Below are 12,515 nucleotides of genomic sequence, written 5' to 3'. Positions count from 1 at the left end.
ATGGCTTTGGGCAAGCTTTAGATCCACCCCTCACCCCAGCCCTCTCCCCAGAGGAGAGAGGGAGCCGACCGAGTTGTATTCACGAGTTACATCGACCTGAAAAATCGAGTCGAACTCAGGTTTTGAAAGCGACAGAGATCGGCTCCCTTTCCCCCTCTCCCCTTTGGGGAGAGGGCTGGGGTGAGGGGTGGTTCCTGAAGTTAAAAAATCTCAGCGAATGCCTGAAGAAAACTTGCCGCGCATCATCGCCATGTATTCCACCTCCGACGTTTCCCGCCGCGCTTTCACCAGCGGCTCGATATCCTGGGTCGCCACGTAGCGCAAGCGGTCAGTCCCGTCACTCGCCGCATCGACAATCACCTGCGCCACATCCTCGGAAGTGGCCAGGCGTTCCCCGCGCAACCCTTCGAATGCCTTCAGCGCGGCGCCGACAAATGCGTCGTAATCCCCCGGCGTGCTCAGTTGTGCGGCCTCGGCCGCCGAGCGTGAACCAAACCCGGTGCTGACCACCCCGCCCGGCTCGACGATTTTTACGGTGATGTTCTGCGATGCCAGTTCATAGGACAGCGACTCGCAAAACCCTTCCAGCGCAAACTTGCTGGCGTTGTAGGCCGAAATCATCGGCAAGCCAAACACCCCGGCGCCGGAACTGACATTGATGATTACCCCGGCCCGGCGCTGACGCATATGCGGCAGGATCGCCCGGGTCACGTCCATCACGCCGAAGACATTGACGTCGAACTGCTCGCGGATTTTCTCCCGGGAGGTGCCTTCGAACACGCCGAACAGGCCGAAACCGGCGTTATTGACCAACACATCGATTTGGCCGAAACGCTCGACTCCTGCGGCAATCGCGGTGTCGATGCTGGCAGGATCCTGGACGTCGAGGCGGGTCACCAAGACGTTGTCGAGGGTTGCCAGTGCTGCACCGGCGCAAGGGTCGCGCATGGTAGCGATGACGTTCCAGCCCTGGGCTGCAAACAATTGCGCGGCGGATTGGCCGAAGCCGGTGGAGGCGCCGGTGATGAGGACGGTCTGGGTCATGAGAAATTCCCGATCAAGATGATGTCCCTTGTAGGAGCGAAGCTTGCTCGCGAAGGCGGTGTGTCAGCTGGCATTGATTTGACTGAAACACCGCTTTCGCGAGCAAGCTTCGCTCCTACAGGGGATTGGTGGTGAGTTCGGGATCAAGGTAGGCGCCAGCCATCCTTCAAACAATCGGGCTAATATGGGATGAACTGATGCAGGAAACAGCACAATGCAAAAGATGGGTTTGCTGGAACTCAACGCGGTAGTCGCCGTTTCGACCCACCGCAGTTTCCGCCGTGCCGCGGATGAGCTGGGCATGTCGCCTTCGGCCATGAGCCATGCCATCGCCGCGCTGGAGCAGCGCATGGGCGTGCGGTTGTTCAATCGCACCACTCGCAGTGTGTCGCTGTCGGAGGCCGGCGAGCAGTTTCTGGCCCGGGTGCGGCCGGCGTTGCACGAGATCTCGGCGGCAATGGAAGCGGTGAACCAGTTTCGTGACACCCCGAGCGGCACCCTGCGCATCAACGCCTCCGAAGCCGCGGTGCAGATGATCATGACGCCGGTGGTGGTTGAGTTCCTCAAGCGTTACCCGGACATGCGCCTGGACATCGTCACCGACAGCGGGTTGGTGGACATTGTCGCCGACGGTTTCGACGCCGGCATTCGCCTGGCCGACAGCGTGCCCCTGGACATGATTGCCGTGCCTTGCAGTCCGCCGTTGCAGTTTGCGGTGGTCGGTTCGCCCGACTATTTCGCCCGCCATGGCAAACCCCGTTCACCGACAGACCTGGCCGGGCACAGCTGCATTCGCACGCGATTTGCCAGCGGCACGCTGTACCGTTGGGAATTCGAAAAACGTGGCCAGCAGCAGATCATCGACGTCAACGGCCCGCTGACCCTCGACAGCCATCAACTGATCGTTGACGCGGCGCTTCAGGGCGTCGGACTGGCCTGTACCAGCGAACACTCAATTGCCGGGCATCTGGCCGCCGGTCGGCTGATTCGGGTGCTGCAAGACTGGCTGCCGCCCTACCCCGGCCTGTGCCTGTACTACCCGGCCAACCGCCACGTACCCGCCGGTTTGCGCGCGTTTATTGACTTGGTTCGCGAGGTTTGCGGAAGAAAAACCGCCGAATGACGTTTTTTGCGCGTTATCTGCCGCTTTCTGCCTTGCCCTGAAGGCTTGCGTCTACGATTCTTCAAGAACAATCACAACACCAGAGAAGCCGCCATGAAAACCGTCGCCCAACTGCTCAAGTTAAAGGCCGATGAAAACCACGAAGTCCATACCATCGCCCCGCATCAAATGGTGTTGGAAGCGCTGATGGTCATGGCCGCGAAAAACGTCGGTGCGCTGCCGGTGCTGGCGAATGGCGAGGTCGTGGGCATCATCAGTGAGCGTGATTACGCGCGCAAACTGGTGCTCAAGGGGCGGTCCTCGGTCGGCACGCCAGTCAGCGAAATCATGGTGTCGCCGGTGATTACCGTGGACACCCATCAAAGCGTCGAAACCTGCATGGGCATCATGTCCGACAAACGCCTGCGGCACTTGCCGGTGGTGGAAAACGGTAAGCTGCTGGGCTTGTTGTCGATTGGTGACCTGGTCAAGGAAGCGATTGCCGAACAGGCGGAATTGATTCGACAGTTGGAGCAGTACATTCGCGGGGAATGATGTTCCCCCTGTAGGAGCGAAGCTTGCTCGCGAAAGCGGTGTGTCAGTTGCTATAGATTTGGCTGACACACCGCTTTCGCGAGCAAGCTTTGCTCCTACGGGAGGTCGCTGTAAGTTCAGGTCGGCCAATGCCTGGCGAAGACTGGCGCCAAGGTCGGATGCCGATCAATTCGCGTCAGCCAGGCATAGAACCCGGGCCGGGCGTTGCGTAAATGCTCGCGGCTGCCGGCCCAGCGCGACACCACTGCCGCCAGCACATCCAGCGCCCCCGGCGTTTCTTCGCCCAGGTACAGCTCGCCGGAAAACTCATCGGCAAACACCTCCCAACTCCAGTGCAGTCGTGCACGGGCGCCGGCCATGAGGTTTTCCCTGGACGCCTCATCCGCCTCGATCAACCAGCGCTCGGGATAGTCGATGATGCCGATGGCCGAATAGCAATTGCTGACGATGTACACCAGGCCGCGAATGGCTTGATCACGTTCTATCGGGTCGTCCGGCAACAGGCCCGACGAGGGAAAGGTCAGGCCCAAGTGAATCAGGATCGCCGCGCTTTCGGTGAGGATGCTGCCGTCGGGCAGTTCCAGGGCTGGAATCTGCTTGAGCGGGTTGAGTTTTTCCAGCGCATGCGCGGCCTCGGCAGACGCGGCCACGTCGATGAAGCGATAAGGAATCGCGCAGAGTTCGAGGGCGGCTTCGATCGCCGCCGCACCGGAATTCGGGTGTCCGTAAAGCTGATACATGTCGCGCCCTCCCGGCGATCAAACTGTCAGTCGGTAGACGGCTGGCCACGGGAGCATGTTCCCTGCCATTTGGCCGAATGATGCAGGTAAGATGCGCCATCCCGGGACGCACTGCCGACGTCCCGTTGCACACTTCAAGGAAAGAATATGCGCCAACCGGATGGCAAACCCGCCTCACTGCCTCGCGTCTATTGGTTTGTTCTGGCCTGCCTGGCCTTGGGCGGCTGCTCGCCGAGCGAACGGCCGTCATCGGCCAGTCTAGCCGGTGAACAAGGACGGGGCGGCGCGATGCTCGCCTATGAGCATGATGTGCAGTTATTGCTGCCACAAGCGCAAATCGCGCCGCGCTTGCAGGCCACCCGCGAGGCTTGCGAAACCGCGCGCTTCGGCGCCTGTAATGTGTTGCGCATCGAGCAAGGCGCCGGCCGGGCCGAGATCACCTTGCGCATCGCCCCCGTCGGTGTCGAGCCGTTGGTCGCCATGGCCGCCGAGGGCGGTGAAATGGGCCAGCGAGTCACCACCGCCGAAGACCTGGCCGATGCCGTGGACGACACCCGCCGCCGTCAGGAACGCCTCCAGGCCCAGCAACAGCGCCTGGACCAACTGGCCAGCCGCAAAGACATCAGCGTCACCGACCTGATCGCCCTGAGCAAGGAACAGGCCGGCATCGAAAACGACCTGCAAGCCCTGGCCCAGGTGGCCGCCGGGCATCAGCGCCGACTCGACACCAATCGGGTGACCCTGTCGTTCCAGCCGACCGGCGCCAGCAGTCGCTCGTCGCACCTGAGCCAAGCGTTCAGCAACTTGCTGGACAACCTGGCCGATGGCGCCGTCGACGCATTGGAAAAAGGCAGTTACGCGCTGCCGTTCCTGATCCTGGCCTTTCCGCTGTTGATGCTGTGGGTCTGGCTGTGGCGCAAGTTTGTTCGTCGGCGCACCTGAGCCAGGAGACCCTCATGCAGACACCGGCACTTCCACTGTGCAGCGCCTCGCAAATAGGCGTGCGTGAACTGACCGTCGAGGATGCAACGCTTCTGCAAGCCTTCTTCGAGGCCAATCCGGATTACTTTCTGATCGTCGAAGGTGAACCCGCGGGCCCCGACAAGGCCCGCGAAGAACTGCTCGGCGAACTGCCACCCGGCTGGAGCTTCAGTAAAAACTGGATGCTGGGCTATCAGGCCGAGGATCGTCCGTTAGTGGCGGCGTTGCAGTTCGTCTCGGACTTGCTGGCGCCGAAGGTGTGGCACATCGGTCTGTTCATCATTGCCAATGACCTGCATGGCTCTGGCATCGCGCAGACGCTGTATCGCGACGTTGAAACCTGGGCCCGCGCCAATGGCGCCGATTGGTTGCGCCTGTGCGTGGTGCGCAGCAACGTGAAGGCCGGGCGCTTCTGGCGTGCGCTCGGTTTTGCCGAGGTTCGAACACGCGAAGGGATCGAGATGGGCAGACTCAGCCATAGCGTGGACATCCTGATCAAACCGTTGAATGGCGGTACGCGTGAACAGTATCTGTCGCTGATCGAGCGTGATCGTCCCGAACACTGCGATTGATAAGCTTTGGCGAAACCTTGTGGCGAGGGGGCTTGCCCCTCGCCACAGGGATCAATCAGCCCAGTGCTGCAAAGTGTAGAACCGGCCACCGACCCCATCGGGCCCAGCCGACGACCGCATCATCAACCTCGCAATAAGTGCCTCGCGCCAACCATCATTGCCGTCGATGGTCACCATCACGTCAATGAAGTTCTCATAAAAAATCCGGGGCGTAACATCGCCTCCATACCAACCAATAAACACCCCGGAGCACACCATCATGAAACGCCAAATCCTTCTCAGCATCGCTTTCTCGGTTTTTGCAGTTAACGCTTTTGCCGCTTCTCACACCATGATCGCTGAAGGCGGCTCGGATCGTCTGATTGAAAGCCGTGTGGCTGAAGGTGGTTCGGATCGTCTGATCGAGAAACGCGTTGCTGAAGGTGGTTCCGATCGTCTGATCGAGAAACGCGTTGCTGAAGGTGGTTCCGATCGTCTGATCGAGAAACGCGTGGCTGAAGGTGGTTCCGATCGTCTGATCGAGAAACGCGTTGCTGAAGGTGGTTCCGATCGTCTGATCGAGAAACGCGTGGCTGAAGGTGGTTCCGATCGTCTGATCGAGAAACGCGTTGCCGAAGGTGGATCCGATCGATTGATCCAGAACCGCACCGCATAAATGAATGGCTTCACAGCGGTACTCAACGAAAAACCCGGCCTCATCAGCCGGGTTTTTTTATGCCTGCGAATACCGTTGGCCATGTAGCGTCTGCGAACTTTTGATGTTCAACGCCCCTTCGCCATACACCGCTGATACCGCTCATCGACCCGTTTGGCGAACCAGGCCGTTGTGAGTTTGCGGGTGATTTTCGGGCTTTCCAGCACAATCCCCGGCAACACCGCTCGGGGTAACGCCCGGCCTTCAGCCTTCTCCGCCAGGGCGAAGACCTTTTGGTAGAGCCTCGTCTCTTCGAACTCCAGGCTTTTACCCGTTTCCAATTGATCGCGAATCGTCGGATTGCGCATGCCCAGTTGCTTGCCGAGGGTGCGCACCGCCAGTTCCGTGGTGCCGGGCATGATTGAATCGTAGCGAATCAAGTCACCGTCCAGCGCCAGCGGGATGCCCGACACGCGGCTGACGGCGTTTTGAAACGCGGCATTACGGCTGGCGTACCAACCGGCATTGAAATCGGCAAAGCGATACAACGGCTGTGTGTAGCTCACCGGATAACCGAGCAAATGGGCAATGCCGAAATACATGCCGCCGCGACGACTGAACACTTCATGGCGGATCGAGCCGGTGATCGGGTAAGGATAATTGCGGGTTTCTTGCTCGGCGAATTCGATGCTGACCTGCATAGGCCCGGCGGTGTGCACCGGGTTGAATTCACCGAACAGGGTCTTGCCCATGGGCACCATGCCGATGAAGTCATCGAAAATCGCGCTCAGTTCTTTTTCACTGCGGGCGGCGTTCAGCCGGTCGCTGTAGCTTTTGCCAGTGGGCGAGCTGACCTGCAATGCACCGCTCACCAACAGGCTCGGGATATGCGCCTTGGCGGCGCGGCGGTCGATTTCGTCCCGGGCGATCTTGCCCAAACCCGGCACGGTTGGATCTACCTGAAAGGTTGATTCCTGCTCGGTGACGGCCAGCACCGCACACAGGTTTTGCGTGGTCGGCGAAATCTCCTGAGCGGCAAACGCTGCGTAGATATCCGTCGCCCAACCCTCACGGTCGACGGTTTTCGCCGGCAACAGACGCACGATCTGCGCCTTGACCTCAGCAGGCTTGCGGGCCGGTGCTTCCTGGGTCTGCCGGGTACCGCAACCGGCCAGGACCAGCAAGGCAGCGAGACTCATGATCAATCGGTGGGCGTGCATGGTGCTCCAAAAATCCGTTTAGCCGGGTTAACCATACGATCAATGGCCGGGTGCAGGCTATGACTGTGCTGATGGGCGGCTGTTCCACCCAATCCTTCAACTCAACACACAACCCTGTGGGAGCGAGCCTGCTCGCGAAGGCGGTGTACCAGTCAATACAAATGGCGACTGATCCAACGCCTTCGCGAGCAGGCTCGCTCCCACAAGGTTTGTGCAGCTTTTCCATCGTGTTCGTCCACTGATGACAAACTCATTGCAGAACGTTACTGCGAAAACATATCATTTGCGCCTGGAGTCGCATTTGCGCAAGGAGCTCCCCGCGCCGTTATCTCTTTTTCTCATCGGCGGCGCGCCGCCAGGATCGAACATGCCCACTCCAGCCCGACTCGGCGTTCCCTATCGCCCGACACTTCTCGCCCTGTTTTGCGCCCTGTCCGTCTCTGCCCACGCCGCCACCAATAATGACGATAAAGCGCTGGTGCTGGACGAAGTGAACGTCAACGCCCAAGCCCCGACCGCGACGGCTGCCCTGCCCCCGGTGTTTGCCGGCGGTCAGGTGGCTCGCGGCGGCCAATTGGGCGTGCTGGGCAATCAGGACATGATGGACGTGCCGTTCACCATGGCCGCCTACACCGAACAACTGATCCAGGACCAGCAGGCCGAAGACGTCGCCGACGTATTGCTCAACGATTCCTCGGTGCGCCAGGCGTCCGGTTTTTCCAACCAGGCGCAGATCTTCATGATCCGCGGCTTGCCGCTGACCGGCGACGATATTTCCTATAACGGCCTGTACGGCGTGCTGCCGCGGCAGATCATTTCCACCGACGCCCTGGAGCGCGTGGAAGTGTTCAAAGGCCCGAACGCCTTTATCAACGGCGTGACCCCGACCGGCTCCGGCATCGGCGGCGGCGTCAACCTGCAACCCAAGCGTGCCGGTGACGTGCCCACACGCCGCTTCACCACCGACATCAACGACGAAGGCCGCGTCGGTCAGCACCTCGATCTCGGTCAGCGCTTTGGTGAAGACAACCGATTCGGTGCACGGGTCAACCTGGCCCAGCGTGAAGGCGACACCGGTATCGATCACGAAAACCAGCGTTCGAAACTGTTCTCCATCGGCCTCGATTATCGCGGTGACGCCCTGCGTATTTCCGGTGATTTTGCCTACCAGAAAGAGCGCGTGAACGGTGGCCGCAACAGCGTGAACCTCGGCACGGCCACGCACATTCCGGATGCGCCATCGGCCGACACCAACTACGCGCCAAAGTGGGGTTTCACCGACATCGAAGACACCTTCGGCATGTTGCGCGCCGAGTACGACCTGAACGACAACTGGACGGCCTACGCCGCGGGCGGCGCCAAGCACACCCGTGAAGTCGGACGCTACAACTCGACCACGCTGGTGGGCAACGACGGTGCATCTACCACAACCGGCTCGTTCATCCCCCACGATGAAGACAACACCAGCGTCATGGCCGGCCTCAACGGCCGATTCGCCACCGGCCCGGTCACGCATAAACTCAATTTCGGCCTGGCCGGGATCTGGACCGAACAGCGCAGCGCCTACGATTTCGACCTGACCCGCTACTCGAACAACATCTACCATCCGGTGCAAACCCCATCGCCGGTCGGCAACTTCTCCGGCGGCGACCTGAGCGACCCGGGCATCGTCGGCAAAACCTTCAACCGCAGTGCGGCGGTGTCCGACACCCTCGGTTTCTTCGATGACCGACTGCTGCTGACCGTCGGCCTGCGTCGCCAGCAATTGGTGGTGCAAGGCTACGGCTACGCGCCTTACGGTTCCGGCAGCCGCACCTCCGCGTATGACGAATCGATCACCACACCGGTCTACGGCATCGTCTTCAAGCCGTGGGAGCATGTGTCGTTCTACGCCAACCGCATTGAAGGCCTGGCGAAAGGCCCGATCTCGCCACTCACCTCCGGCAACCGCGTCGTCACCAACGGCAACGAAGCGTTCGCCCCGGCCCGCTCCAAGCAAATCGAAGCCGGTGTGAAAGTCGACATGGGCACCTACGGCGCCAGCCTGGGTGTGTACCGCATCGAGCAACCGAGCGATGGCTACTCGGTGATCACCAGCGCCACCACGGCGGAGTTTGTGCGCCAGGGCGAGCAGATCAACAAAGGCGTCGAACTCAACGTCTTCGGCGAGCCGATCGACGGCCTGCGCCTGATCAGCGGCCTGACCCTGATGGACACCGAACTGAAGAACACCCAGAACGGCGCCAACGACGGCAACCGTGCCATCGGCGTACCGACCTTCCAGTTCAACGCCGGAGTGGATTGGGACGTACCGGGCCTGCAAGGCGTAGCGCTGAACGCGCGGATGCTGCGTACCGGCGGCCAATACGCCGACGCGGCGAACAACCTCAGCCTGCCAACCTGGAATCGCTTCGACGCCGGCGCCCGCTATGGTTTCAAAGTCGACCAGAAAGACATCACCCTGCGCCTGAACATCGAGAACCTGGCGAACGAGAAATACTGGGAATCGGCCCAGGCCGGCTACCTGACCCAAGGTGAGCCGCGGGTGGCGAAGCTGTCGGGCACCATCGACTTCTAAGCCCCTTCGCTCCACGAAAAGGCCCCGCAGCTTCACGGCTGCGGGGCCTTTTTGGTTGACTGAAAAAGCAAAGCCAACATAAGACCCTGTGGGAGCGAGCTTGCTCGCGATGGCGGCGGTTCAGTCACATAGATGCTGGATGTAGCGACGCCATCGCGAGCAAGCTCGCTCCCACAGGGTTTTGTATTCACAACGCTCGATTGCCCTGTCTGGACCATACTTGCCCGACACACCCCTCGGAGAATGCCCCCATGAACCGAAGTGACGTGCTGATCATCGGCGCCGGCCCGACCGGTCTGGTGCTGGCGCTGTGGCTGAGCAAGCTCGGCATCCACGTGCGCATCATCGACAAGACCTCCGCGCCTGGCACCACCTCTCGGGCCCTGGCCGTTCAGGCGCGGACCCTTGAGTTGTATCGTCAACTCGACCTGGCCGATGCCATCGTGCAGAACGGCCATCGGGTGGCGGCGGCGAATTTCTGGGTCAAGGGAGAAGCCGTGGCGCGCCTGCCGTTGACCCGCATCGGCGAAGGTTTGACGCCTTATGCGTTCCTGGAAATCTTTCCCCAGGATGAACATGAAGCCCTGCTGATCGAACGCCTTGAAACCTTCGGCATCCGCGTGGAACGCAATACCGAACTGGAAAGTTTCACCGAAACCGGCGACGGCATCACCGCGCAGTTGCGCCTGCCCGATGGCCAGGAGGAAACCTGCCAGGCCTGCTATATCGCGGGTTGCGACGGTGCCCGGTCGATCGTGCGTAAAACCCTCGACAGTGGTTTCCCCGGCGGTACCTATCAGCAGATTTTCTACGTCGCCGATGTCCAGGCCAGCGGTCCGGCGTTCAACGGTGAACTGCACGTGGACCTCGATGAAGCGGACTTTCTCGCAGTGTTTCCGTTGGCCAGCGAAGGTCACGCGCGGTTGATCGGCACCGTGCGCGATGAACGGGCCGAGCACGCCGAAACCCTGAAATTCGAAGACGTCAGCAGCCGGGCCATCGAGCATTTGAAGGTGCAGGTCGAACAGGTGAACTGGTTCTCGACCTACCGCGTGCATCATCGGGTGGCGGAGTTCTTTCGCAGCGGCCGGGCGTTTCTGCTCGGCGACGCGGCCCACGTCCACAGCCCTGCGGGTGGCCAGGGCATGAACACCGGCATTGGCGATGCGATCAACCTGGCCTGGAAACTGGCTGCGGTCCTGAGCGGCGGCGCCACCGCGAAACTGCTCGACAGCTACGAAACCGAGCGCATCGCCTTCGCCCGGCGCCTGGTGTCGACTACCGACCGGGTGTTCAGCTTCGTCACCGCCGAGGGCAAAGTTGCCGATCTGCTGCGCACGCGGCTGGCGCCGTTCCTGATCCCCAAACTGACGTCGTTCGGGGCGAGCCGGGAGTTTCTGTTCCGCACCATCTCGCAAATCACCGTCAACTATCGCGGCATGCCGCTGAGCGAAGGCGTCACCGGCCATGTCCACGGCGGCGACCGCTTGCCCTGGGCTCATGATGGCGAAGGTGACAATTACGAATCACTGAAAAACCCCACGTGGCAAGTGCATGTCTACGGCGACACCAGCGACGAAATGATCGCCTGGTGCATCGAGCATCATCTGCCGCTGCACGTGTTCGACTGGCGGCCGGCGTTTGACGCGGCGGGGTTGGCGCGCAACGGGTTTTATCTGTTGCGGCCGGATACCTATGTGGCGATTGCCGACAACAGCGCCGATCCGAAGGTGATCGAGCGGTATTTCCGCGATCATGGGATACGGCTGTTTTTTGGATCGCCCTGATTCACCTAATTCCAATGTGGGAGCGAGCCTGCTCGCGAAGACGGTGGATCAGTCGCCCTATGTATTGGCTGACAAACCGCTTTCGCGAGCAGGCTCACTCCCACAGGGGGCTGTGTCCGGCACAGCAATTGTGGCCATCACCCAACAAATGTGGGAGCGGGCTTGCTCGCGAAGGTGGCGGGTCAGTCGCCCTATGTATTGGCTGACAAACCGCTTTCGCGAGCAAGCCCGCTCCCACAAGGGATTTAGGGTGCTGGTTAGATTCCGGCCAATGCCAGATCCATCGCGAAATAGGTGAAGATCAAATCCGCCCCCGCTCGCTTGATCGCCCCAAGGCTTTCACGCACCACACGATCTTCATCAATCGCCCCGGCCTGGGCGGCGAATTTGATCATCGCGTACTCGCCACTCACCTGATACGCGGACAGCGGCAAACGCGAGGCTTCGCGGATGTCGCGGATGATGTCCAGGTAGGCGCCGGCCGGTTTGACCATCAGCGCATCGGCGCCTTCCTGTTCGTCCAGCAGCGATTCGCGCACGGCTTCGCGGCGGTTCATCGGGTTCATCTGGTAGCTTTTGCGGTCGCCTTTCAACGCGCTGCCACCCGCTTCACGGAACGGGCCATACAGGGCCGAGGCGAATTTGGTCGAGTACGCCATGATCGCAGTCTGGGTGAAACCGGCTTCGTCCAGCGCCCGGCGAATTGCCTGGACCTGGCCGTCCATGGCCGCCGACGGGGCGATCACATCAGCGCCGGCACGGGCCGCGGCCACCGCTTGTTTACCCAGGTTGATCAGGGTTTTGTCGTTGTCGACTTCGTGGTTGTGCAACACGCCGCAGTGGCCGTGGTCGGTGTATTCGCAGAAGCAGGTGTCGGACATCACAATCATCTCCGGCACCGCATCCTTGGCGATACGCGACATGCGCGACACCAGGCCGTTGTCGTTCCAGGTGTCGCTGCCGCTGCTGTCCAGATGATGGGACACGCCGAACGTCATCACCGACTTGATCCCGGCACGGGCATAACGCTCAATCTCGCCGGCCAGTTTCGACTCCGGAATCCGCACCACACCGGGCATGCTTTTGATCGGCACAAAGTCGTCGATTTCTTCTTCGACGAAAATCGGCAGCACCAGGTCGTTCAGGCTGAATTCGGTTTCCTGGAACAGGCTGCGCAGGCTCGCATTGCGGCGCAGACGGCGTGGACGTGCTTCGGGGAACTGGCTGGACATGGGTTTTCCTGAGACAAAAGTCGTAGGGGGCGAAGCTTATGCCCTGCGCGGCGCAGGACACAAACGTCAG

General features: G+C 60.9%; 11 protein-coding genes. 7 read left to right on the top strand and 4 right to left on the bottom strand.

Features of this window, described 5'->3' with window-relative positions:
- Positions 1–210 precede the first annotated feature (210 nt).
- Positions 211–1,044 carry an SDR family oxidoreductase gene (locus tag BK667_RS22090; RefSeq protein WP_123598894.1) on the bottom strand — a complete coding sequence of 278 codons (834 nt, stop codon included), beginning with the start codon at positions 1,042–1,044 and terminating at the stop codon, positions 211–213.
- A 214-nt stretch (positions 1,045–1,258) separates the two neighbouring features.
- Between BK667_RS22090 and BK667_RS22085 the strand changes: the two genes are divergently transcribed.
- Positions 1,259–2,167, top strand: coding sequence for a LysR family transcriptional regulator (locus BK667_RS22085; protein ID WP_123598893.1), 909 nt, complete (start codon positions 1,259–1,261; stop codon positions 2,165–2,167).
- 93 nt (positions 2,168–2,260) lie between these two features.
- On the top strand, positions 2,261–2,701 hold the full coding sequence (locus BK667_RS22080) for a CBS domain-containing protein (protein ID WP_123598892.1): 441 nt from the start codon (positions 2,261–2,263) through the stop codon (positions 2,699–2,701).
- A gap of 116 nt (positions 2,702–2,817) precedes the next feature.
- On the opposite strand, the gene BK667_RS22075 is transcribed toward BK667_RS22080, so the two are convergent.
- Complete coding sequence (locus BK667_RS22075; protein WP_123513706.1) at positions 2,818–3,441, bottom strand: glutathione S-transferase N-terminal domain-containing protein; 624 nt, start codon at positions 3,439–3,441, stop codon at positions 2,818–2,820.
- A gap of 147 nt (positions 3,442–3,588) precedes the next feature.
- Here BK667_RS22075 and BK667_RS22070 point away from each other — a divergent pair, with 147 nt between their 5' ends.
- From BK667_RS22070 to BK667_RS22055, 3 genes are all read left to right on the top strand, one after another.
- Positions 3,589–4,383: a DUF4349 domain-containing protein gene (locus BK667_RS22070; protein ID WP_123598891.1), complete on the top strand. Its 795-nt coding sequence runs from the start codon at positions 3,589–3,591 to the stop codon at positions 4,381–4,383.
- 14 nt (positions 4,384–4,397) lie between these two features.
- Entirely contained in the window at positions 4,398–4,994 is a 597-nt protein-coding gene (locus tag BK667_RS22065) for a GNAT family N-acetyltransferase (protein WP_123598890.1), read from the top strand.
- A gap of 259 nt (positions 4,995–5,253) precedes the next feature.
- Entirely contained in the window at positions 5,254–5,649 is a 396-nt protein-coding gene (locus BK667_RS22055) for a hypothetical protein (protein WP_123598888.1), read from the top strand.
- Positions 5,650–5,756: 107 nt separating this feature from the next.
- Here BK667_RS22055 and BK667_RS22050 read toward each other — a convergent pair whose 3' ends face one another.
- A complete protein-coding gene (locus BK667_RS22050; protein ID WP_123598887.1) occupies positions 5,757–6,848 on the bottom strand; it encodes a DUF1615 domain-containing protein in 1,092 nt (363 codons plus the stop codon).
- A 367-nt stretch (positions 6,849–7,215) separates the two neighbouring features.
- Between BK667_RS22050 and BK667_RS22040 the strand changes: the two genes are divergently transcribed.
- Both BK667_RS22040 and BK667_RS22035 read left to right on the top strand, forming a co-directional pair.
- Positions 7,216–9,426 (top strand): TonB-dependent receptor, encoded by a 2,211-nt coding sequence (locus tag BK667_RS22040; RefSeq protein WP_123598885.1) that lies wholly within the window; start codon positions 7,216–7,218, stop codon positions 9,424–9,426.
- 251 nt (positions 9,427–9,677) lie between these two features.
- Positions 9,678–11,213 (top strand): FAD-dependent oxidoreductase, encoded by a 1,536-nt coding sequence (locus BK667_RS22035; protein ID WP_123598884.1) that lies wholly within the window; start codon positions 9,678–9,680, stop codon positions 11,211–11,213.
- Between the two features lie 257 nt (positions 11,214–11,470).
- On the opposite strand, the gene hemB is transcribed toward BK667_RS22035, so the two are convergent.
- Positions 11,471–12,445 carry a porphobilinogen synthase gene (gene hemB, locus BK667_RS22025; protein ID WP_123513725.1) on the bottom strand — a complete coding sequence of 325 codons (975 nt, stop codon included), beginning with the start codon at positions 12,443–12,445 and terminating at the stop codon, positions 11,471–11,473.
- Positions 12,446–12,515: the final 70 nt, after the last annotated feature.

Source organism: Pseudomonas frederiksbergensis (genome assembly GCF_003732705.1).
Taxonomy (GTDB): domain Bacteria; phylum Pseudomonadota; class Gammaproteobacteria; order Pseudomonadales; family Pseudomonadaceae; genus Aquipseudomonas; species Aquipseudomonas frederiksbergensis_F.
The sequence above is the reverse complement of the archived record's forward strand: the minus strand, read 5'-3'. Positions and strand labels throughout refer to the sequence as shown.